The 22,947-nt window shown below is 46.0% G+C and carries 14 protein-coding genes; 10 read left to right on the top strand and 4 right to left on the bottom strand.

From position 1 onward, the window contains the following. The first annotated feature begins 14 nt into the window (after positions 1-14). Entirely contained in the window at positions 15-2,441 is a 2,427-nt protein-coding gene (locus QUA01_RS08900; protein ID WP_333089507.1) for a class I SAM-dependent methyltransferase, read from the top strand. Between the two features lie 35 nt (positions 2,442-2,476). On the opposite strand, the gene QUA01_RS08895 is transcribed toward QUA01_RS08900, so the two are convergent. The 3 genes from QUA01_RS08895 to QUA01_RS08885 form a co-directional block, all read right to left on the bottom strand. Further along, a complete protein-coding gene (locus QUA01_RS08895; RefSeq protein WP_333089509.1) occupies positions 2,477-10,975 on the bottom strand; it encodes a tetratricopeptide repeat protein in 8,499 nt (2,832 codons plus the stop codon). Positions 10,976-11,178: 203 nt separating this feature from the next. After that, entirely contained in the window at positions 11,179-12,180 is a 1,002-nt protein-coding gene (locus QUA01_RS08890) for a homogentisate phytyltransferase (RefSeq protein WP_333089510.1), read from the bottom strand. A 236-nt stretch (positions 12,181-12,416) separates the two neighbouring features. Beyond that, complete coding sequence (locus tag QUA01_RS08885) at positions 12,417-13,370, bottom strand: methyltransferase domain-containing protein (protein ID WP_333089511.1); 954 nt, start codon at positions 13,368-13,370, stop codon at positions 12,417-12,419. On the opposite strand from QUA01_RS08885, the gene QUA01_RS08880 reads away from it, so the two are divergent. The 3 genes from QUA01_RS08880 to QUA01_RS08870 all read left to right on the top strand — a co-directional run bounded on the left by QUA01_RS08880 (position 13,364) and on the right by QUA01_RS08870 (position 15,778). Continuing rightward, entirely contained in the window at positions 13,364-13,501 is a 138-nt protein-coding gene (locus QUA01_RS08880; RefSeq protein ID WP_194065878.1) for a hypothetical protein, read from the top strand. The two genes, QUA01_RS08885 and QUA01_RS08880, sit on opposite strands and share 7 nt — an antisense overlap. Before the next feature lie 106 nt (positions 13,502-13,607). Next, positions 13,608-14,942 carry a TrkH family potassium uptake protein gene (locus QUA01_RS08875; protein WP_194065879.1) on the top strand — a complete coding sequence of 445 codons (1,335 nt, stop codon included), beginning with the start codon at positions 13,608-13,610 and terminating at the stop codon, positions 14,940-14,942. A 140-nt stretch (positions 14,943-15,082) separates the two neighbouring features. Next, positions 15,083-15,778, top strand: a complete 696-nt coding sequence (locus QUA01_RS08870; protein WP_194065880.1) for a potassium channel family protein — start codon at positions 15,083-15,085, stop codon at positions 15,776-15,778. A 243-nt stretch (positions 15,779-16,021) separates the two neighbouring features. Here the strand turns inward: QUA01_RS08870 and QUA01_RS08865 are convergent, their stop codons facing one another. Then, positions 16,022-16,255, bottom strand: a complete 234-nt coding sequence (locus QUA01_RS08865) for a hypothetical protein (RefSeq protein WP_194065881.1) — start codon at positions 16,253-16,255, stop codon at positions 16,022-16,024. A 392-nt stretch (positions 16,256-16,647) separates the two neighbouring features. Between QUA01_RS08865 and QUA01_RS08860 the strand changes: the two genes are divergently transcribed. The 6 genes from QUA01_RS08860 to QUA01_RS08835 all read left to right on the top strand — a co-directional run bounded on the left by QUA01_RS08860 (position 16,648) and on the right by QUA01_RS08835 (position 22,847). Further along, the gene (locus QUA01_RS08860) at positions 16,648-17,247 is read left to right on the top strand and encodes a sulfite oxidase-like oxidoreductase (RefSeq protein ID WP_194008371.1); all 600 of its coding nucleotides are present in this window, start codon (positions 16,648-16,650) and stop codon (positions 17,245-17,247) included. 1,005 nt (positions 17,248-18,252) lie between these two features. Beyond that, positions 18,253-18,948, top strand: a complete 696-nt coding sequence (locus tag QUA01_RS08855; RefSeq protein WP_333089513.1) for a PEP-CTERM sorting domain-containing protein — start codon at positions 18,253-18,255, stop codon at positions 18,946-18,948. A 554-nt stretch (positions 18,949-19,502) separates the two neighbouring features. Continuing rightward, on the top strand, positions 19,503-20,114 hold the full coding sequence (locus QUA01_RS08850) for a DedA family protein (protein WP_333089514.1): 612 nt from the start codon (positions 19,503-19,505) through the stop codon (positions 20,112-20,114). Between the two features lie 271 nt (positions 20,115-20,385). Further along, the gene (gene ahcY / locus QUA01_RS08845; RefSeq protein WP_194065886.1) at positions 20,386-21,663 is read left to right on the top strand and encodes an adenosylhomocysteinase; all 1,278 of its coding nucleotides are present in this window, start codon (positions 20,386-20,388) and stop codon (positions 21,661-21,663) included. Positions 21,664-21,968: 305 nt separating this feature from the next. Then, the gene (locus QUA01_RS08840; protein WP_333089515.1) at positions 21,969-22,583 is read left to right on the top strand and encodes a DedA family protein; all 615 of its coding nucleotides are present in this window, start codon (positions 21,969-21,971) and stop codon (positions 22,581-22,583) included. Positions 22,584-22,667: 84 nt separating this feature from the next. Then, positions 22,668-22,847 carry a hypothetical protein gene (locus QUA01_RS08835; RefSeq protein WP_194065888.1) on the top strand — a complete coding sequence of 60 codons (180 nt, stop codon included), beginning with the start codon at positions 22,668-22,670 and terminating at the stop codon, positions 22,845-22,847. Positions 22,848-22,947: the final 100 nt, after the last annotated feature.

Below are 22,947 nucleotides of genomic sequence, written 5' to 3'. Positions count from 1 at the left end.
TAGAAAAGCTATTTATGCAGATTATCATCATCACGGCGGCCGATGCAAATTACTTTGAATTAGTGCGAGGTACTATTTTATCGGTGCGGGAAAAACCAGAGGGTGCAAATGTGGCGATCGGCTTTTTCGATCTCGGCTGCACTTCCCAACAATTGCAGTGGCTGGAAACACAAGTTAATATCATTCAAAAACCTGATTGGGACTTTGACTTTCCCGGTAAAAACGAAGCCCCTCACTATCTCAAAGGACTTTTAGCACGTCCTTTTTTGCGAAAATACTTTCCCAATTTTGATATATACCTTTGGATTGATGCGGATGCTTGGGTTCAAGACTGGAGAGCAATTAATTTGTTGGTTGAAGGAGCATCGCGCCGGGGGCTGGCAATTGTTCCCGAAGTTCACAGGGCAAGCTTGCAGCAGTACGGGCAACTTCCTCAGTTTTTGCCGTGGGTTTATCAACAATATGAAGCTAACTTTGGTGAAGAAATTGCTAATAAATTCTACACTTATCCGATATTAAATGCCGGAGTTTTCGCACTCCGACAAGATGCTTTGCACTGGGAAATCTGGGCAGAAAAAATCAATCAAGGATTGCAAAGATCCGGCTGTGTCATGACAGATCAATTTGCCCTCAACCTCGCTGTTTACAGTGGCGAATTGTTCAATCTCACTGAAATGCTCCCAGCTTGGTGCAATTGGATATTCAACGGTTTTCCGGTTTGGGACAAGCAGCGAGGCTGTTTCGTGGAGCCGTACTTGCCGCAGGAGGCGATCGGCATTTTGCATTTAGCTGGTCGCCAGCAGTTTGACCGAGTACAATTTATGGCAACTGACGGCGATATACTGGAAATTACCGTCCGTTATCAACCTAAAAAACAGGAAGCAATACAAATATTTCAAGAACAAAAAATGACTTACCAACAACCTGAACTTAGCAAAAATAATTTATTACAACCAGGGGATTATGTTTCCCCAGGGTTCCAAATAATTATACCTGACTCCTATTTTCCCAATATGATTATTGCTGATCCAAATACGAGTAACTGGCCTTATTTGCGCCGGGAAGTTCCGCATAATTGGTATGCAGACAAGCGCTATCCATTCATCGGGTTTTTGAATCGCGACGAAGCACACATCCTTTACAATACAGCCCTGCAATTCAAAGGTAAAAAAGCCTTAGAAATCGGCTGCTGGCTGGGTTGGTCTGCTTGTCACTTAGCCCTCGCAGGGGTTGAGTTAGATGTCGTCGATCCGCTATTAGAAAGAGAGGACATTAGACAAAGCGTAATAGACTCAATTCAAGGTGCTCTAAATGCGTCGGGCGTTCAAACATCAGTCGAGCTAATATCAGGCTATAGCCCCCAACGAGTAGAAGAATATTCCGCTCAATTCAACCGCAAATGGTCGTTAATTTTTATTGACGGAGAACACGGAGGTGATGGGCCGTTAAATGATGCCATTGCGTGTGAAAAATTGGCTGAAGAAGATGCGATAATTTTATTTCACGATTTAGCGGCTCCCGATGTTGCTCAAGGTTTAGATTACTTGAAACAAAGGGGATGGCAAACAGTAGTATATCAAACAATGCAAATTATGGGGGCTGCTTGGCGGGGCAATGTCGAGCCGGTAAAACATCAACCAGATCCGAATGTTTGCTGGAATTTGCCAGCACATTTGCAGGGTTATTCAGTCAGCGGTATTTCAGCTATGCCAAAACAGAACTTACCAACCCTACAACAGCCAAATTCGCCGACAATTATTCAAAGCAGCAAATCGTCGCCGCCAACTTCTCCTGCAAACTTTAAAAATCTCTTGTTAATTGTGCGCCCCTACACGCTGCTTAGCGAATCTAGGCTGTTTTCTCTGTATTGTTTGACAAAGCAAATATGTGTGGAAGATTTGCCGGGAAATTTTGTAGAATGCGGAACTTGCAAAGGCGGCTCAGCAGCATTAATGGCATTTGTAATTAAACATTACAGCCGCCGTCCGAGAGTGCTGTATGCTTTTGATACGTTTGAAGGAATGCCGGCACCTACCGATATCGATCGACATCAGGGAATACCTGCAAATCTTACCGGTTTTGGCGAAGGAACTCTCAAAGCTGCAATTAGTGAAAATTTGGATAAAATCTGTGAATTACTGCAAGTTAGAAATATTGTAGTACCGGTTAAGGGATTATTCGCCCAGACTTTACCCAAATACAAGTCAGCAATAGGAAGTATTGCGTTTCTGCACGCTGATGGAGATTGGTACGAGTCAACAATGGATATATTTAATACGCTTTATGACAGCGTGATTGCTAACGGTTTGATTCAGGTGGATGATTACGGGCACTGGGAGGGCTGCAAGCAAGCAGTACACGATTTTGAGAAGATCAAAGGTGAGTCATTTTCGCTGCAGAGGATTGATGAAACAGGAGTCTGGTTTCAAAAGTTGAAATGATATTAATTCCCGTAAGGTGCGCATTGCGCACCCTACTAAAGAGTAATAACATTAAGAAACCGATTAACCTGTTTTTTCCAAGTCCAATCCAGCATAAAATTCGCCGCAGCTAAACCGCGATTTTTTGCTTCTTCGCGATTAGTATAAACTTGCTCCAAAGCCTCGACAACTTCTGCAACATCCGACTCTCCCCAACCTTCTACACCGGGAAAATGAGCAGTCGGTTTAACTCGTCCCTGATGCGGTAAAGGATAGCAAATGTGGCTGTAAATTAAGTCTAAATGACCAGTATTTGCTGATAAAATAGTAGGAATTCCGCAGGCCATACTTTCCATTGCGACTAAATTAGTGCCGCCTTCGCAGCGGTTGGCGAAAACAGCGCAGTCGGCTTCTCGCAAAATTTGTCCAGAGAGGTGATTGGGTATTAAGCCGATGTCGATAAAAGAGTCAACTGGCAAACCGTTGGCTGCTAACCATTGGGAAATTCCTAAACTTCCGTCGCGGTTGATATTAGGAAATCCCGCAACGTTTCCGGTTTGTTCCATTCCCAACATATATTGAGGCCAAAAGTTGTGCCACGCTGTTAGTAACAGCGCTTCTGGATGTTTGGCGCGAAATTGTTTGAAAGCGGCAATTACAATGTCTTGGCCTTTGCGATATTCTAGTTTGCCACCGGAGAAAATTACGAAGCGATCGCCAAATAGATTAGATTTGGGTGCAGGATGGAAAATTGTCGGGTCAATGCCTTGATTTACCATCGCTACATTAGTCAAGCCGCAGCTTCGCAAAACATCGGCATTCCAGTTAGAACCGGCGACAATCACGCTATATTTTTTGGCTTTTTCTACGGCTTCTGCTGTGATGTGCGTGTCTTCAAAAAATATGACTCCTACTTGACAAGCGCTGGTAAGTTGATTCTCTACTCCAGACGTTACTAAATTATTCCCCAAACCGTAAAGTACGGGAAAGTTGCAGGCTATTTGTTTTTCAGAATTCGCGGTTACTAATTCCTGAAAATCTCTCTGCTTTTCTATTAGGGGCAATAACAGCGATTTGTGCAGCGGATTGAGCGATTCTGAGGTGATGGATGGGGGTGCTAAAAGTGCAACTTCCCAGGCGGGATTTCGCAGCAGTTGCAGTGTTAAATTCATGCCGTAAATTCCCCAGCCGCTGGTGATGCTGAGCGGCCAACTGATGCCGATTCCTGTTGTTTTTGGCGGGGTTTCTGGGGGGATATTTTGAGGGATTAGCAGGGGCGGTGTGTTGGTTTCCTGCCCTTGGGAAGTATAAATTAGCTGTTCTAGGGCTGCTTTTACCCGATCGCAAACTCCATCCCAATCCCCCGGTTTTTGCTGGCGAAACAGCCGCGCCGTCGGATACCAAGGGCTATCTTCGCGCTGCAACATCCACCGCCAATCCGGCACAAAACACAGCAAAATCCATACCGGTTTACCCAAAGCACCGGCTAAATGCGCCACAGCAGTATCAACAGAAATTACTAAATCCAGTTGCGATATCACCGCCGCAGTATCAGCAAAATCATTCAAATTGTCGCTCAAATCTATTACGGAAGTTTGACTTAACAAAGTACGATCGCCCGCCGATAATTCTTTCTGAAGACTGTAAAAACTTACGCCCGGAATATCGAACAATTTCAGAAAATAGCTTAAATAACTCGATCGCACAAAATCCTTCAAATGTTCCGAACTTCCCGCCCACACAATCCCCACTTTGAAATTGCGATTCCCTACGGGATAGCTGCGCTTCACGGAGTTTAGGGAAAATTGCCAATTCGGCGGCGCTGCTAAATAAGGAACATTTGCCGGTATATTTTCTAAAGTTGTTCCCAGAATGTGCGGCAAACTCATCAGCGGTATTTGCACTTGAAAATCGGACAATTCGTCCATCCGCACCGCCACTTGCTCGATGCCAGGAATCTGCTTGAACAAACGCTTCAATTCTTGATAGCAAGAAAGGATAACTTTGCCGCCTTTTTGCTGCACGATTGCCGCGTAGCGCACAAACTGAATTGCGTCACCCAAACCTTGTTCGCAGCGAATCAAAATAGTTTTAGAATGCAAATCTGAACCGTCCCAAATCGGCCGATCGAAATTCAACCACTGTATTTTTTTTGATTGATCGGTTTGCCAGCGCCATTCGTACTCGGCAAAACCGCGCTGCAAGTCACCTGTTAATAACAGCGCCAAGGATAAATTGAAGTGAGCTTTAGCACAATTTTCATCGAAACTAATAGCTTGATTGTAACATGAAATTGCCCGGTCTACTTCGTGCTTTGCTTCTAAAACAGTACCTAAATTATTCAGCGCTTCTACATAATTTGGCTGTAAGGCTATGGCTTTTTCTAAGCTGACCAAAGCTCGATCGAATTGGTGCATTTCTAAGAATAGATTTCCCAGGTGATAATGCCCTGCGGCGCTGTCAGGTTCTATCTCAATTGACAGACAATAAAGGCGTTTAGCTTCTTCTAGCTGATTTGTTGCTTGCATGGCCGCGCCCAAATTTACGATGGCCGGCACGTAATTGGCATTGATGGAAAGTGCTTGATTAAAACAGGCGATCGCACTTGACAAATTGCCCTGCTGCTGGAGTATCGCGCCGAGATTGTTGAGAGCTTTGACGTAAAGGGGATTTAGGGCTATCGCCTTTTGGAAACAAGATATAGCATCGTCTACACGGCCCTGAATTTGCAGCAAAATACCAAAGTTATTTTGGGATAGAGCGCAGTTTGGGTCGATTTCGATTGCGCGCTGATAATATGTTACAGCCCCTGTTAAATTGCCTATTTGGTGCAGCGTCACCGCTAAATTGGTGGCTACCTCTACCGAATTTGGCTGCAAAAATAAAGATTTTTCAAAACACGAAATCGCCTCAATAAATTTTCCTTGCGACTTCAGCAGATTTCCCAGATCGAACTGTTGCTTAGCCAAGTCAAAATTAAGCTGAGTTTGTATTATTGGTTGAGATTCCTGATGCTGAGTAACTCTTTCTCGGAGCGCCAAACCAACCACTTCTAAAACTCCTTCCCAATCTTGTGCTGTTGACTGGCGAAACAAGCGCGCCGTCGGATACCAAGGGCTATCTTCCCGTTCCAACATCCACCGCCAATCCGGCACAAAACACAGCAAAATCCACACCGGCTTACCCAAAGCACCGGCCAAGTGCGCCACAGAAGTATCCACCGAAATCACTAAATCTAGAGCCGATATTGCAGCCGCAGTATCGGCAAAGTCGTGCAAATAAGAGCTTAAATCTGTTGCGGGCATTTGCTCCAACAAAGCGCGTTCTTCTGCTGTCATTTCCTTTTGCAAACTGTAAAAATCTGCTCCGGGAATATCTAATATTTTGGCGAACAAATTGAGCGGAAACGATCGCACTTTATTTTGTGAATTGTTAGTATTGCCGCACCAGACAATCCCTACTTTCAAATTAGCAGTTTGGTTGAAAGTAAATTCCCCGCCGGGAGGCGGAGCTAAATAAGGAACCCGGGCGGGTATACTTTCTAAGGTTGTTCCCAGAAGGTGCGGCAAACTCATGAGGTGCGCGCGAACTTGAAAATCCGGCGCTGCTTCTGGACTAATTATCAACTGATCGATTCCCGCAACTCGTGCAAACAAGCGCTGCAAGTGCGGCAAACACCAAACTATTACCCGGCCGCCTTTTTGCTTAACTAATTCTGCGTAGCGGATAAATTGAATTGCATCGCCTAAACCCTGTTCCGGGCAAAGCAAAATTGTTTTTCCATCCAAATCTTTGCCGTCCCAAATCGGCTGGAGAAAGTTGTATTGCGGGAACTGTTTTTTTTCAACTACTAGCCGGGATTCGTACTCGGCAAAACCGCGCTGAAATTCTCCCGCCAGCAGCAATGCTAAAGCTAAATTTAGGTGAGATTCTGAGCTGGCAATATTGAGTTGAACGGCTCGATCGTAATAGTTGACAGCATCTGCAAATTGTCCGCTTTGGTGCAGAATGTTTCCCAAACCGTTGAGAGAATTGAGATAACCGGGTTTGAGTTCGATCGCCCGATTGTAACAATCCATCGCCTCCGCCGTTTTTCCCGCTTCCTCAAAAGCTTTAGCGAGATTGTTCAAAGCTTCGGGAAAGTCGGATTTCAGGCTCAAAGCTTGGTGGTAGCAGGCGATCGCATCTTGAATTTTACCTTGTTTGTGCAAGACAATTGCCAGATTGCAGCGAGCGCCCGCACTGGCGGGAAATTTCTCAATCGCTTGCTGGCAAAAGACTAGAGCCTCATCTAACTTATCTTGGTTTGACAGCCAATTCCCAAAAGCCAGATCGGTTGCTGCCAAATCGGGTTGCAGCGCCAGAGCTCGTTCGTAATAGGCGATCGCATCTGCAACTCGGCCCTGCCGGATCGAGGCGTATGCTAAGTTGTGCAAAGCGTCGAAATAATTGGGATCGAGCTCGATCGCCCGTTCGTAATTTGCGATCGCGCGATCGTAATCCGCGCCCGATTCCTCCCCTTGTTTCTCCAAAGCAATTCCCAAATTCAAATAAGCCGCCGCGCAATCAGGATTGACTTGAATCGCTTGCTGGTAATGCTTTACAGCCTCACTCACATTCCCTTCTTCTTCCCGCAGCAGCCCCAAATTAATCATCGCTTCGGCGCAATTCGGGTTCAAAGACAGCGCCCGCTGGTATTGTGCGATCGCCTCTGCTTTCTCCCCTGCTTCCGCCAGCGCGCTGCCCAAATTGCTCGCAGTTTCCGCCAAATTCCCGTCGATTTCTAGCGCTTTTTTGTAGTGCGCGATCGCCTCTGTCAAGCGCCCAACCTGCTGTTTGACAACGCCTAAATTGCTGTGGGCGGCGGCGTAATTTGGATCGATCCGTAGCGCCCGCTCGTAACATTCGATCGCACCGCCAAAATTGCGCTGCACCTGCAAATTTCGGCCAGAGCGAAACTCTGCATCCGCCGCCGCCGAAGGCACGTAGGCTGCGGAAACCAGGCGGCCCAGAGATTGCGCCACCCGGTCAAAAACGCCCTCCCAGTCGCCCCGCTGAGCCTGCCGGAACAGCCGCGCCGTCGGATACCAAGGACTGTCTTCGCGCTCCAACAGCCACCGCCAATCCGGCGAAAACGCCAGCAAAATCCACACCGGTTTACCCAAAGCGCCCGCCAAATGGGCGACAGCGGTATCGACGGCTATCACTAAATCCAATTCGGCGATCGCAGCAGCAGTATCGGCCAAATCCCCAAAATCCCAGCTCAAATCGACGATTGGAGTTCGATTCAACAGCGCGCGATCGACCTCAGAAACCTCTTTCTGCAAGCTGTAAAAACTTACCCCCGAAACGTCCAAAAGCGGTAGAAACTGACTTAAACTGCAAGAACGCTGCATATTTTTGCGGTGTTTGGGATTCCCCGCCCAGACAATCCCAACTTTCAAATTTCTTCCCGGCAAAAGCCCAAATTTAGCACCCGCATTCCCAGATAAATAAGCAGTATTTGCCGGGATTGTTTCCACCGTTGTACCCAGAACATAGGGCAAACTCAACATCGGCACTTGCACGTCAAATTCCGGCAGCGGCTCGCCTCTAACTATTAGCAAATCAATCCCGTCAACCGTTGCAAACAAACGTTGCAATTGCGGATAACAGCCAACAATTACCCTACCGCCTTTATTCTTTACAATCGCAGCGTAGCGGATAAACTGAATCGAATCGCCCAAACCTTGTTCGGCGTGCAGCAAAATAGTTTTTCCCTGCAAATCGGAACCATCCCACAGCGGCCGGTATTCTCTCGCCGCCACTGTATTTCCCGGCCCAGCTAAAAAACAGGAATGACCGATTTTAAATTCATTAATTTTCCAGCGCCACTCGTACTCCGCCAGACCATTTTCCAAATCTCCCGCCAACAGCAAAGCCAAGGACAAATTGAGGTGAGCGCTAGCATGATCTGGATTCAAAACAATCGCCCGTTTGTAGCAGGCGATCGCCTCTTCTACCGCGCCTTTTTCCAGAAAAGTCCTGCCTAAATTGTTAATAGCTTCCACAAAATCCGGCAGCAATTCGAGAGCTTTGTGATAATATTCTAGGGCATCTTCTAAATTGCCTTGTTCTTGCAAAACAGTTGCCAGATTGTTGTAAGCTTCCCAACTGTGTGGGTTAATTTCCAGCGCCCGCCGGTAGAGGTTAACAGCCTCTAAAAGTTCGCCCTTTTCTTGCAGCGCCACCGCTAAATTTATCAGTGCGGGTACGAAATCAGGATCTGCGACGAGGGCTTGTTCGTAATATGCGATCGCCTCTGCGACTTGACCTTGTTCCTCAAAAATTTTTGCCAAATTGTAAGCTGTTTGAGGAATATTTGGATCGAGGGCTAAAGCTTCTCGGTAATGCGGAATAGCTGCATCTAACTCGCCATTTTCTTGTTTGAGAAAACCATAATTAATCCGGGCTTGCACGCAATTTGGATCGAGAAATATGATTTGTTCGTAAAGGGCGATCGCTTCTTGCTTGTCGCCTGTTTCCATCAACTTTTCGGCTTGCTGCAACATATCCTCTAAAACAACCGAATTTTCCCCATTAGCAGCCCTAGTAATAGATGTTTCAATTGGCGGCATTTGCTCGATTGCTACGCGGTTGGCCAGCGCTTCGCCCGCTGTCAAAAATATTTTTTGGCTATCCTCAACCAAGCTAGGATTTGTCATTTCCAGCGCTGCAGCATCGACTGTCTTTGCGAGGGACAAATTTTTTGCACCATCCTCGGAATAAGTAGTAGAATTGGCGATCGCCAACAAACTCAAAGCCGCCTGCACATCCTGAAACAATTGTTGCCAATTTTGTGGCTGACTTTGACGAAAAAGCCTAGCAGTTGGATACCAAGGATTGTCTTCGCGATCCAGCAGCCAGCGCCAGTCAGGTGCAAAAGAAAGCAGCACCCAAACCGGTTTTCCCAAAGCACCAGCCAAGTGCGCGACAGAAGTATCGACACTAATCACCAAATCCAGTTGAGATATAGCAGAAGCCGTATCAGCCAAGTCGTTCAGGTGCGGGCTTAAATCCGGCACCAAGTGATGGTTGAGCAAAGTGCGATCGCTCTCGGACAAGTTTTTTTGTAAACTATAAAAAGCGATTCCCGCCACCTCAAACAACGGAATAAAATCGCTCAAACTGCAAGATCGCTGATTGTCTTTCCGCCTGGTTGGATTCCCCGCCCACACAATTCCCACCTTAAATTTGGCATCAGAAGCCAGCGCAAATTTGCACTCAGCAGGCGGAGTCAAATAAGGAATATTTGCGGGAATTGTTTCGAGAGTTGTCCCCAAAATTCTGGGTAAACTCATCAGCGGTGCGTGAAAGTCAAATACTGGTAAACCCTCAAAACTAACTGATAAATATTCAATCCCGGCAACAGTCGCAAACAACCGCATCAGTTCTGGATAGCAAGCCACCATAATTTTAGCGCCTCGGCTGCGAAGAATTGGCGCGTAGCGAATAAACTGAATCGAATCGCCCAAGCCTTGTTCGACGTGCAGTAAAATAGTTTTTCCCTGCAAATCCGAACCATCCCAAAGCGGCTGTAGAAATTGCCTCGGTTGCAGTGTCGGAGTGCGCCACCGCCATTCGTATTCAGCAAAACCGCGCTGATAATCTCCGAACAACAGTAAAGTTAAACTAAATTCGAGGTGTGCGGTGGCGTTGTCTGGCTGTAATTCCAAGGCTCGACGGTGACAATAAAAAGCTTCTTGAAAATTGCCTAAATCCACCAAGGCGTGTCCGAGGTTGTTAATAGCATCCACGAAGTCAGGCTTTAAGCTTAATGCTTGTCGGTAGTGGTCTATGGCTGCTTTTGTATTGCCTTGTTCGTGATAAAATGCTCCGATATTATTTTGCGCGTCGGGATTTTGCGGTTCTATTTCTACAGCTTGCTGGTAGCAGGTGAGAGCTTCGGTTAATTTATTTTGCTGCTGCAAAACTCTACCCAAGCCTAGCAGAGAATATGTCAATTTAGGATTTATTTTTAAAGCGTGCAAATAACAGGTTTCTGCATCGTCGAATTGATTTTTTTCTGTAAAAACTTTACCTAAATTGTGGGCGGCTTCTACCAGGTTTGGATCGAGTTTAAGCGCTGCTTGGTAATATACAATTGCCGCGTCTGTTTCGCCTAATTGCTGTTTGAGCCAGCCCAATTTATTGCAGGCGAGTGCGGAATTTGGCTGTATTTTGATAACTTGTTCGTAACTGGCGATCGCCCTTTGATATTCGCCAACATCCAGCAAAACATGAGCTTTATTTAAATGTGCTTCTACAAAATCGGGGTTTTGGGCGATCGCGCGATCGTAAAAGTCGATCGCCTCAGCAACTTTTCCCTGCTGTCTCAGCGCTATTCCCAACAAACAAAGCACGTTTGCTGAATCCGGCTCGACTTCTACGATTTGCCGGTACAAATTTTCAGCTTCTAACAAACGCCCCGCTTGGTGATGTTCCCAAGCTCTTTTCAAACAGTCTTCAGCACTCTGTTTAACGGCAGATTTTTGCAGTTTTTTCTTAGAAGCCATAGTTATCTTTGTTGTTTGGGAGTTCGCTAACTTGTAATTGGCAACTTATTCTAATCTGTTAACTCTTCCTTCCTTCTTCCCTCAACATTGTTAAATCCTTTAAATTTATTAAAGTGATTACAAAATCGGTTCTGAAATGACCTCCCTTAAATCGGTTACATCCGTTACATCCGCTACAAAATCCGCTGCCGAACTTCCTTCATTTACCCTAACAAACAAGCTGCTGGAAAAATCAGATATTCTAAGAAAAACAACTTCCAGATAAACTGATAAAAATCCGCAATTTCTTTTTGCTCATCCAAATCAACTTTCGCGCTCCAAAACCACATCAAACCCAAAGCCGTCAAATGAGAAACTGCCAAAAATATTAAATTAACATTAGACAAAACAATGACTCCCGCCAAAGTCGCGCCCAAATAGCAAACTGTCAACACCCAGCGAGACAAATTAAAGACGGCCGGCTTGCCCAGCTCAATCGTAAACGTAGTAATATTGTATTGCTTGTCGCCTTCCATATCGGGGATATCTTTGAAAATGGCGATCGCAAAAGTAAACACCACCACAAACACCGTCAGCACCCAAACTTCTGCAGGAATCGCAAAAGACACACTCTCCAAACTCCAGCCGGAAAAAGCGCTTTTCGCCCTTCCCAAACCCAACACCCAATTAAAGTGTAAAAATAACCCTAGATTTACGATCGCCCCCCGCACCGTGAAAATGCACAGCGCCGCCCAAAAAGGAAACCGTTTCAGCCGAATTGGCGGCAGAGAATAAGCAGTCCCGATCGCCAAACTAACACCAACTGTAGCCAGCAAAAACGGCCCTTGCAAAACAGCTATCAAAATTGCCAAAATTCCAGTTACAGCTACAATTAATTCCCCAGTTTTTTGAGAAAATGCTCCAGAGGCGATCGGCAAATACGGCTTATTAATCTTATCAATTTCAACATCTTCTAACTGGTTCAATCCCACAATATAAATATTGCCGCAAATGCAAGCCAACCAAGCACAAGCTAGGGGCAAAAATATAGGATTCACAAACAGTTGTGCGCTTTGGGCGATCGCGTACAAAGCCAGCACGCTCAACGTAGTCCCCACAATCGTATGCGGCCGAGAAAACTCCCAAAATGCCCTCACCCAGCTTTGCGGAGCCGAGCCATCTTTATCTTTATCAATCCAAGACTTATCAATCGAATCGTTGCCCATAAATCCTACAAACGCACCAGAAATAATATTAAGTAAAGTGGAAATTATCCACCTTACTTAATTGAACTTGTCGCCATAAATATCATCGACCGAACCCTCTTCCTTCTTCCCTCTTCCTTCTTCCCTCTTCCGACGGACTTACATCCGTTACATCCGTTACATCCGTTACATCCGTTACATCCCGTACATTGCTCGTTGCCGAACTTCCTTCTTCCTTCTTCCCTCTTCCTTCTGATTTATTTTACAGCACAAATCAGTCCGAAACGAATCAATCCGCTCTGATATCCCCGACTCATCAATCCTAGAGCAAGTGCAGCTTGAACAGTTGTCCAACCGCTAGTCAGCAAACCCCAAATTGCGCTCGGAGTCAAAGCAGAATCGATCACCACATCCCAAAAAGGAGCAACTGCTTTTGACCAATCAGCGCTGCGAATATTTGTAAAAGGCAAACTGCGGACAATTTCCTCATATTCCGGCAAAGAAATCACGTAAGGTAAAGCATAAACCCGGTAAATTTCTGCCAACTCCTTTCTCTCTGCATCAGTTAATTCTCCCGCCGTTTCTCCCACCGGGCGGTGACACCAAGTTGCTAACATCAAAGTTCCTCCCGGCTTGAGCACGCGACAGCATTCCTGCAAAAACTTAATTTTGTCGGGCATATGTTCGCCACTTTCGAGGGACCAAACTAAGTCGAAGGACTCGTCAGGAAAAGGCATATTCAAAGCATCTGCTACTAAAAAGTTAACATTGCTTTCGAGTCCTGCAATTTTAGCGCGTTCAGTCGCTCTGTTGGCCTGTACCGGACTCAGGGTGATGCCGGTGGCCATCACGCTAGCGCCCGTTTTGTTTTCTGCGGTCGATCGCCCAAAATCTCGATCGACCTCACCATCCGACTTTAAATTATTTTGGGCGATCGAACTAAACTTTTGAGTCAAATAAAGCGTGCTACCGCCGATTCCGCAACCGACATCTAAAATGCGGTAAGGTTCGCAGAGTGCCTTCTCTGACGGTACTCCAGCCTCGCCTAGCAATTCTTCGATCAAATCTATCTGAGCCTGTCGGCGCTCTTTTTTCAAATTCCCATCCGCGCCGTAGTAACCGTGGTGCATATGTTCGCCCCACACCTGTTCCCACAAACCGCTAGAAGCGTCGTAGAGTTCCTGAATTTGCTGGTAAAGTGTTGATGTCATCGCCAGATCGCAAGTTATTAAAGGAATTCTACCGTTATTTTCCCGATGTTGTCATGGAATGTGGCGATTTGGTGCGATCGGTCGATCGGCATTCCCCAGACCGAGATATCCTTATTTATACCCCTGGATAGATTTGTCGGTTTCCTCTCAAATCGAAAAATCTCAAATCTCAAATCGATTTGTCGATTCCCTCTAAAATCTACAATCTACAATCTAAAATCTAAAATCTAAAATCGAATGACTGTCTCGCGAACCATTGCTTTGGGCTTTCTCGCCGTCATCGCCGCAGGTGCTCTACTACTGATGATGCCTTTTTCCACAATCGATGGAACTTGGAACAATCCCATCACAGCACTCTTCACCTCGACTTCCGCTGTTTGCGTCACAGGCTTGTCGGTTGTGGATGTCGGAAAACATTACTCTTTTTGGGGACAACTGTGCCTAGTTTTACTGGTGCAAATAGGAGGCTTGGGCTACATGACAGCCACGACTTTCTTGCTGCTGTTATTGGGCCGCCGCTTTGGCTTGAAAGACAAAATTGCCCTGCAACAATCTCTCGACAAATCCGGGCTAGCCGGCGTAGTACAACTCGTGCAGTCAATTCTAGCAACAACACTTTTGTTTGAATTAACAGGAGTGTTTTTGCTGATGTCGGTTTTCGTCCCCCAATACGGATTTAAAGAGGGCGTGTGGTCGGCCATATTTCACAGCGTTAATGCCTTTAACAACGCCGGCTTTAGCCTCTACTCAGATAATTTGATCGGCTACATCAATTCGCCTATTGTTAACTTCACTGTCGGCGGTTTAATCATATTTGGGGGAATCGGCTATCAAGTAATTATGGAAATGTACCTGTGGGTGCGAGATCGGTTCAACAAAAGCCCTATCTGCACAGTTTTTTCCCTAAATTTCAAAGTCGTTACCAGTACAACTGCCGTTCTTTTAATTTTAGGAACGCTAGCCTTTTTGGTGCTGGAATACAACAACCCAGCAACTTTCGGTCCTCTCAATTTTCCGCAAAAGGTGATGGCAGCTTGGTTTCAATCTGTTACTCCCCGCACGGCGGGATTCAATACAATTGACATTGGCAAAATGAGCGAAGCCGCGCTATTTCTGACTATCGCGCTGATGTTTATCGGTGCCAGTCCTGGCAGTACCGGCGGCGGAATCAAAACCACAACTTTTAGGATATTGTTTTGCTGTACCACAGCAGTTATCGAAGGTCAGGAAGATGTGGAGTGCTATCAGCGTCAAATCCCGCCAGCAATGATTCTGAAAACCATTAGCGTAGTCTTCGGTTCCCTGTTGGTCGCGTTCACATCTGCAATTTTAATCGAGCTGACCAATCCCCAAGTAGAATTTATCGCAGCGCTGTATGAAGCAGTTTCAGCTTTTGCCACGGTCGGTCTTTCCACAGGGATTACAGCCAAGCTTTCAGCGATCGGTAAGTTGATTTTGATTGCTACAATGTACATAGGTCGGGTTGGAGTGCTGCTGCTGATGAGCGCTGCATTCGGCGACCCAAAACCCAGGTCTTTTAAGTATGCTGAGGAAAGTTTGTTAGTGGGATAAAAAAATCCTGCCTACTTCCTGATAATCTAAACAATGGGTGACAACCCAAATCAACTTTTACTATTTAGTCACAAATCAAAAGGAGGCGGCGCTGTCTTTGCGACAATTTAAAAAGCAAGACTTTCAGCGCTGGATATTGAGTGAACCTGTCATCTTTGAATTTTTTTAGCGGTTTGCGCGTCGATAACAAGCAGTTTGCAGTTATTGGTTTGGGACGCTTTGGCAAAGCTGTGTGTTCGACCCTGCATGACTTGGGTTACGAAGTTCTCGCGGTTGACACCGACGAAAAAAAAGTAGCTCAAGCTTTGAACGATCGTATAGCTGCTCACGTTTTACAGTTAGATTCTACTGAGCCTAGCGCTCTTAGGGGAGCAGGTATATTTGAATTTGAAACGGTGATTGTGGCGATCGGCAATTACCTAGCAGAAAGCATTACCACCACCCTAAATCTTAAGGAAGGCGGGGTAAGTCACGTAATAGCTAAAGCTTCCTCGGAAACTCACTTGAAAATTTTGAAAAAAGTCGGCGCAGATCATGTGGTTTTTCCAGAACGAGAAATGGGCCACTCTTTGGCCCGAATTCTTACAAAACCCAGCATTTTAGAACGCTTTGATCTCGACCCAGATCACAGCATAGTTGAGTTGCTCGTTCCAGAAAAGTTTGACGGTAAAACAATTTCGGATTTGGAACTCCGGCGCAGGTATGGTTTGAACTTGCTAGCAGTCGGTCGCACCGACAAGTTCGAGATCAATCCACAGCCGAGCCAACGTTTGAGCAAGGGCGAGGTGATGGTAGTAATTGGTTCTAATAAAGATATCAATCGTTTACCAATTTAACAGCTCGCCATTTTACTCGCTCAATATGTAGTAGGATGCTTGTGGCGCACGTTATATTGTCTCCGCTCGAACCACAAGCTTTATCTTCTAATTTTTAACCGACATATCTAAATTGAATTTCACCAATTTTGGGGTTGTTTCTTTCGTTGCGACCCTGTAAAAATATAGTGAAAATTTCAACCACCAAGTAGCAGCACCCGACAATAGAGCTTCGGCAAATCTAAAAGCCGTCGCCCTAAAAATTCAGCCTGCATTCAAAATATTTTGCAGGTAAGCTCTAGCCACAATCAGCACCGCCACAACTAAAGCGAGTTTAATAGGCCAAGGACACACCGCCACCAACCAAATTAACGAACACACTCCAACAATTGCAGCTAGCGGAGCCGGAATCCCGTCTAGCGTTCTGTTGTCAGTCCCGGCAGTCACCCACCAAGCAATCAAGCAGACAGTCAACGGAATCAAGCAACTTACGAGCATGGTTTTTACCTCATCTATTTTTGATATTTGAAATATGAGCCTATTGTAACGATACATCAAATTTTAGGCAAGGCACCATTAATTGCGATAAAATTTAAGGTTAAAGAATTAATAAGCAAAAACAAGATTTTTTTAATTTTTAGCCAAAGATCTATCCAAAGGCAGATTTAAGTGGGAATCAGGTAAAATATGCGTATTTTTTAGTGTGAATAAGTAGTGATGAATTGTGATGGGCCCTGATTTGCATATAGCTTTTCAAGCTCTTATATGAGGTACTATCCGGCATAGGGCTCCGTGGCCTCCGTGGCCTCCGTGGGCATAGGGTAGACCTCACTTTTTTGAGAACCGCTATATACTGAGGATTGCAGTCAGTTACTGTAGAGCGCCAATCAATGCAAGGCAAATTTTTTCGCAAGCCAGAACCAGAAAACAGCGATCGCGTCCCTCCGGGCCAATACCTCGCCAACGGCTTTCCCGTGCTGACTTACGGGGATACACCCTCCGTCAGCATTGAGAGTTGGGAATTTAAAGTTTGGGGATTGGTAAAACCAAAAACCTTCACTTGGTCAGACTTCCAGGCCATGCCCCAAAGCAACTTTACTGCCGATTTTCACTGCGTCACCCGGTGGTCAAAACTCGACGTGCAGTGGACTGGAGTCAAAGTCACAGATTTTATGAACTATGTAGAAGTCGATCGCTCGGCTATGTACGTCCTCGAACACTGCTACGGCGACTACACCACCAACATTGCGATCGCCGACTTGATCAGAGAAGAAAACTTTTTCGCCCACACCGTCTTCGGCGAACCCCTATCCCCAGACCACGGCGGCCCGATGCGGCTGGTAGTCCCCCACCTCTACGCCTGGAAAAGCGCGAAATGGATTAACGGCCTAGAGTTTACAGAAGCCGAACAACTCGGGTTTTGGGAACGCAACGGCTACCACCGCAGGGGCGAACCTTGGGCCGAGGAACGCTACAGCGGTTTGTTTTGATGCGGTCGATCGCAATTAGGCCCTCCCCAGATTTTCTACATAGGATATTTGTTGAGAGGGAATTCGCTTTTTGACCGCTTAAAGCTGCATTCATCTCCTCTCGATCGCATCTTTGGGTTTTATCGGAGCGCTGAAACCCTTAAATTGAACCAAAATAAGTAAACTAGGGCGATCGTAGCTTGTACGTAATTTGCCCGATAGATCGACTACTTGCACTCCCCTACACAAGTCCCAAAACAACAAAAATTCCCAGTTTCTGGTTAATACCAACCTTTTTCAACTCTCCGTTGGCGCGCGTCTCCCCGTGTTTATACGTAAGTGTTAGTTGTCGATCGCCCGGACGGTGACTAAAATAAAAAATCAGCATAAACCAGACCCAAATAAAATTGGCAGTGCCATGCCTTCCTGCTTGCTACAGCAAGGTTTCAAGCCACAATAGTTATAATTATTTTGTGTGCTTTTAAGGAGCGATCCCCCAGAATGCCAATGGGACAGACAGCATTTGTAAAGGATGTGTAAAGCCTTCATAAAGAGTCTGTCAAAATTCACCTCAAGTGCCACAAAGACCAAAAAGTGTTGCATAATAAATATATTGAAGTAGTCGCACAAGGCAAAAGAAATCAGATTGTCAGGAACTCAGGTCTAAAGACACTGAGCTTGCAAGACAAGTGTCTTACAAGCTATTCTGACCAGCCTAAGTCTTAACTGACTACGTTATTTGGGTCACGACACCGGGCGAATGCGACGCTAGTTCCCTGCTCTGTCATTTGCAGTTAAACAGTCTTAAAGTCACTGAGACAGTGCTGCAAGTCTAACAAGCCTTTATAACATTGGCGAAGCTAACTTTACCCCAGAAATGGGAGTTTGAGGCAACCATACCTCATCGGAGAGGTTAATTAAATTCCCTCTCCGACCCCGAAAGGGGATTCAAGGCGATTGAAATCGCCGAGCCGTTTTCCTCTCAGAACTGAAGTCTCTGAGTTTCCCACTTACCGAGCTTTTTTTATGAATACCAAAATTTTATCCGCCCTAACAGCTACCGCAGCCGTCACAGCTATGTTGGGCGCAGCAGCTCCAGCTCATGCCTTCTCCTTTGGCACCAGCGGCATCAGCTTCAACGAAGATACAAATGTCACATTTAACTTCCTAGAATCTCACGGTGCGTATACCTCCTCTTTGGGAATCTACGAAGTAAACAAGTCGGTGGCATCTCTAGTCAGCACGCTGTTCTCGGAAACTAAAGCCTCAGACAACGGTGACTCTAACGAATGGAGAGGAACCTCCGGCAATACAGTCGCTTCAGGCCCCGTAACGTTTCAATTCCTGGCAAATAAAGTTTACAGTTTGGGACTCAGCAGCCTCTACAATGGCGCTAGCGCGGGCACTGTCTACTCAACCTCTTCCTTGAACGTCGGCAAGAAGCAGCAAGCCGTGTTTGGCGGGTCGTCACTTTTGAACGCACTCGACAAAGACACAACGAACACCTTCAAAGCTGCTAAAAATTACACAAACGGAGCAAGTTCTCTGTTGAACGGCGCAACCATCGGCTTTGACGATGCCGGTAACGGTAACGACAAAGACTTCCAAGACTTCACCGTGAGCGCAACAGTTCCCGAACCGATGACAATGACTGGTTTGGCTCTAGGCTTGGGCGGATTAATTGCAGCACGCCGCCGTCGCGCTAGCAAAGCAGCTTCCTAATTGTGTTTCAACGGGGACGACCGACTACATTCCGTTTAACAAGCAATCATATAACCGGCAGGCGCGCTGATGGGAAATCGGCTCGCCTTTTGCTTGAATGAAGAATAGAAATGGAAGTCGTCAAGCGTGAAGTCGGAAGCAAGAGGATTTTTGCCACTCTCCCACTCTCCCAATCTCCCAACTCAAAATTCAAAATTCAAAACTGACTCGTCCTCAAGTGTTCGATCGAACTGAGATATTGCACCTGTGGCAAAAACCGGGTTTCTGACCGAAGATATAGCATCAAAGCCTATATCTCTCGTTCAGAAACACGGTTTTTATAAGTTTATTGAGAATGGTGTACGATATAGCCTTTCAAGCGAAAAATGAGGTACTATCCGGCATAGGGCATACCTCACGACGCTTGAATCGCCACCGCCGCCCTAGTTTTTGTCCGGCGCACCGGTGCTTCGGGAGGGTGCAATAGCCGATAACTATATCGAAAGAATCCATTATCTACTGTTTATATAATCGAGCGGACATGATATTAGTTAATTCCCCGGAAAAACAAAAAAATGAATTTTGATTTGCAGCAACTGATTAAAACCTTCGGTTATTTGGGGATTTGGGGTATTGTGTTCGCCGAATCTGGATTGCTGTTCGGTTTTTTTCTGCCGGGAGACAGCTTGTTGTTTGCTGCTGGAATTGTAGCGTCCGGGCCCAACTCTCTGAATATTTGGACGCTAATTTTTGGGTGTTTTGTCTGCGCTGTGGCTGGCGATAATGTTGGCTATGCAACCGGACACCGTTGGGGTCGCCGCTTATTTAATCAGGAAGATTCGTGGCTGTTTAAAAAAGAATATTTAGAAAAAACCGAAAATTTTTACGAAAAACACGGTCAAAAAGCTGTTGTACTGGCGAGATTTACGCCAATTGTCCGCACATTTGCCCCGATAGTGGCGGGAGTGGCGGCAATGAAATACAAAACTTTTATGTTTTATAACCTGATCGGTGGGTTTTTGTGGACGGTGGGGTTAACGCTGATGGGTTTCTATTTGGGAAAGATGATTCCTCCTGAGAGAGTTGATGAATATTTACTGCCGATTGTTTGCGGAATAATTGTACTTTCTTTTGTGCCTTCGATTATTCATATAGTCCAAGAACGCCGCGCTGACAAAAAAGATTGACTCCGCCCTAGACCGAAATTGTCTGCCACATTTAAATATCCCAGATCCATCTGTGGAGTAAATCTCTGATTATTCAATTTTTTAATCTAAAATTGACTGACTCTGCTGTGCTGGTGAACCCCGGCTACGATCGCAAATTGGTCGATCGAATACCATCAAAATTTAAGATTAGCAGCGTGCAGGGCGATCGAATAAAATCCTAGCACTTGCCCGCAGATAGGTAAATCTGCTAAAACTAACAGAGTTTGATGATTTCTGGAAAATAACATACATGGTAGCTACATCCGTCAAGATTAAACACGAAGTAAAAGACTTGTCCCTCGCCCCCTTGGGGAAGCAACGCATCGAGTGGGCCGGCCGCGAAATGCCAGTATTGCGCCAAATTCAAGAACGCTTCGCTAAAGAAAAGCCCTTCGCAGGCATCCGTATTTCAGCTTGCTGCCACGTAACCACAGAAACAGCCCATTTGGCGATCGCCCTGAAAATGGGCGGCGCAGACGCTCTACTCATCGCTAGCAACCCCTTAAGCACCCAAGATGACGTAGCCGCTTGCTTAGTTGAAGACTACGGCATTTCCGTCTTCGCCCTCAGAGGAGAAGACGCGGCTACCTACGAACGGCACGTTAACACAGCCCTCGACCACCGCCCCAACATCATCATCGACGACGGCAGCGACGTAGTAGCAGCCCTGATCCAGCACCGCCCGAACCAAATTGCCGACTTGATCGGAACCACCGAAGAAACCACCACCGGCATCGTGCGCCTGCGGGCCATGTTGAAAGACGGCGTGCTGACTTTCCCCGCCATGAACGTCAACGACGCAGACACCAAGCACTTCTTCGACAACCGCTACGGCACCGGTCAATCTACCCTAGATGGCATTATCCGGGCTACCAACATCTTGTTGGCCGGCAAAAATATTGTGGTTGCAGGTTACGGCTGGTGCGGCAAAGGCACGGCACTGCGCGCCCGCGGCATGGGCGCTAACGTAATTGTCACCGAAATCGATCCGATTCGGGCGATCGAAGCAGTGATGGACGGTTTCCGCGTCATGCCAATGGACGAAGCAGCACAAGTCGGCGATATCTTCATCACCGTTACCGGCAACAAACACGTCATCCGTGCCGAACATTTCGACACCATGAAAGATGGCGCAATGGTTTGCAATTCCGGTCACTTTGACATTGAAATCGACCTCAAATCCCTCGGCGCAAAAAGCACCGACGTGAAAACAGTTCGCTCTTTCACCCAAGAATACCGCCTCAACAATGGCAAGTCGGTTATTGTCTTGGGCGAAGGCCGTTTGATCAACTTGGCAGCAGCCGAAGGACATCCTAGCGCCGTCATGGATATGAGCTTTGCTAACCAAGCTTTAGCCACTGAATATCTAGTCAAAAACCAAGGCAAGTTAGAAGCAGGAATTCATTCAATTCCTGTTGATGTTGACAAGGAAATTGCGCGTCTCAAATTGGAAGCAATGGGAATTCACATTGATACCTTGACAGCCGAGCAAATTGAGTACACCAACTCCTGGACTTCGGGAACTTAATCATAGCTCCTCGTTCCTAGGCCGAGCCTAGGAATGAATAGACGGAGGCTCTACATCCCTGGTTCGGAGTCGAGGCCGAGCCTCTATTCTATATATGCGTTCCCAGGCTTTGCCTGGGAACGAGCAATTCATTGTTTATTCTTCCTGATGACTTCTTCCTGATAACTAATAACGTTCGCGAACTCTTAAGCTGGCAAAACATGACGTTGGACGTTGGACTTTCTGAGACACAAAAACATGACTAATGACTAATGACTAATGACTAATGACTAATGACTGTACCTCTTACCAATTATTAAATCAAAATGGTTGAATGGATAACTAGCACAATGGAGTCGATGGGCTATCTGGGAATAGGCCTATTGATGTTTTTGGAAAACCTTTTCCCGCCCATACCCTCAGAATTGATTATGCCCCTGGCAGGATTCACCGCATTCAAGGGCGATATGCAGTTGTCGCCGGCGATCGCAGCAGGTACGATCGGTACAATTCTGGGCGCGCTTCCCTGGTACTATGCAGGTAAATTATTGAGCGAAGAACGCTTGAGGGATTTAGCCGACAAATACGGCAAATGGATCACAGTATCCGGCGCCGATATTGACAAAGCAAATAGATGGTTTACCAGACACGGCAACAAAGCCGTGTTTTTGTGTCGCCTCGTACCGGGAGTTCGCACCCTGATTTCCCTGCCCGCTGGCATCAATAATATGCCTTTAATTCCTTTTTTACTATACTCAACAGGAGGCACTCTTTTATGGGTAAGTTTCCTGACTTTTGCCGGATATAAACTAGGGCAAAATTATACGCTGGTAGAGGAATATCTAGACCCGGTTTCCAAAATAGTTGTGGTGATTATTGTTATTTGGTTTATATTGTGGGTTGTCAAAAAGAATATGCAGAAGGAAAAATATCGCAAATAAACCCAGAAATCCTCAAAATAATCTGCGTTAATCTGCTATCATCTGCGGTCAAAAAAAAAATCACCGTTGTGACTTGCTTCAACGATGTCCCGAACAGTAGCGCTGAAAGATAGATGGGCATACTTGAGAGAAACTTCTGCTATTTTTGCTACTTTATTAAATTTAGTGGGAAATTGGCATAGCCAGCTTGTGACAGCCATCGCTTCTTCCTTCTTCCTGATGACGTTGTACGGAAAGCTCGGAGGCGACAGCACTGATGACTAATGACTAATGACTAATGACTAATGACTAATGACTAATGACTAATGACTAATGACTAATGACTAATGACTAATGACTAATGACTAATGACTAATGACTAATG

This window comes from Microcoleus sp. S36a_B3 (assembly GCF_036700745.1).
Lineage (GTDB): Bacteria > Cyanobacteriota > Cyanobacteriia > Cyanobacteriales > Microcoleaceae > Microcoleus.
The sequence above is the reverse complement of the archived record's forward strand: the minus strand, read 5'-3'. Positions and strand labels throughout refer to the sequence as shown.

What these genes read in the sequence shown, in the direction of transcription:
- QUA01_RS08900 (WP_333089507.1), top strand. Translation starts at nt 15, where the DNA reads ATGCAGATTATCATCATCACGGCGGCCGATGCAAATTACTTTGAATTA.
- QUA01_RS08895 (WP_333089509.1), bottom strand. Translation starts at nt 10,975, where the DNA reads ATGGCTTCTAAGAAAAAACTGCAAAAATCTGCCGTTAAACAGAGTGCT.
- QUA01_RS08890 (WP_333089510.1), bottom strand. Translation starts at nt 12,180, where the DNA reads ATGGGCAACGATTCGATTGATAAGTCTTGGATTGATAAAGATAAAGAT.
- QUA01_RS08880 (WP_194065878.1), top strand. Translation starts at nt 13,364, where the DNA reads ATGTCATCGCCAGATCGCAAGTTATTAAAGGAATTCTACCGTTATTTT.
- QUA01_RS08885 (WP_333089511.1), bottom strand. Translation starts at nt 13,370, where the DNA reads ATGACATCAACACTTTACCAGCAAATTCAGGAACTCTACGACGCTTCT.
- QUA01_RS08875 (WP_194065879.1), top strand. Translation starts at nt 13,608, where the DNA reads ATGACTGTCTCGCGAACCATTGCTTTGGGCTTTCTCGCCGTCATCGCC.
- QUA01_RS08865 (WP_194065881.1), bottom strand. Translation starts at nt 16,255, where the DNA reads ATGCTCGTAAGTTGCTTGATTCCGTTGACTGTCTGCTTGATTGCTTGG.
- QUA01_RS08860 (WP_194008371.1), top strand. Translation starts at nt 16,648, where the DNA reads ATGCAAGGCAAATTTTTTCGCAAGCCAGAACCAGAAAACAGCGATCGC.
- QUA01_RS08855 (WP_333089513.1), top strand. Translation starts at nt 18,253, where the DNA reads ATGAATACCAAAATTTTATCCGCCCTAACAGCTACCGCAGCCGTCACA.
- QUA01_RS08850 (WP_333089514.1), top strand. Translation starts at nt 19,503, where the DNA reads ATGAATTTTGATTTGCAGCAACTGATTAAAACCTTCGGTTATTTGGGG.
- ahcY (WP_194065886.1), top strand. Translation starts at nt 20,386, where the DNA reads ATGGTAGCTACATCCGTCAAGATTAAACACGAAGTAAAAGACTTGTCC.
- QUA01_RS08840 (WP_333089515.1), top strand. Translation starts at nt 21,969, where the DNA reads ATGGTTGAATGGATAACTAGCACAATGGAGTCGATGGGCTATCTGGGA.
- QUA01_RS08835 (WP_194065888.1), top strand. Translation starts at nt 22,668, where the DNA reads ATGTCCCGAACAGTAGCGCTGAAAGATAGATGGGCATACTTGAGAGAA.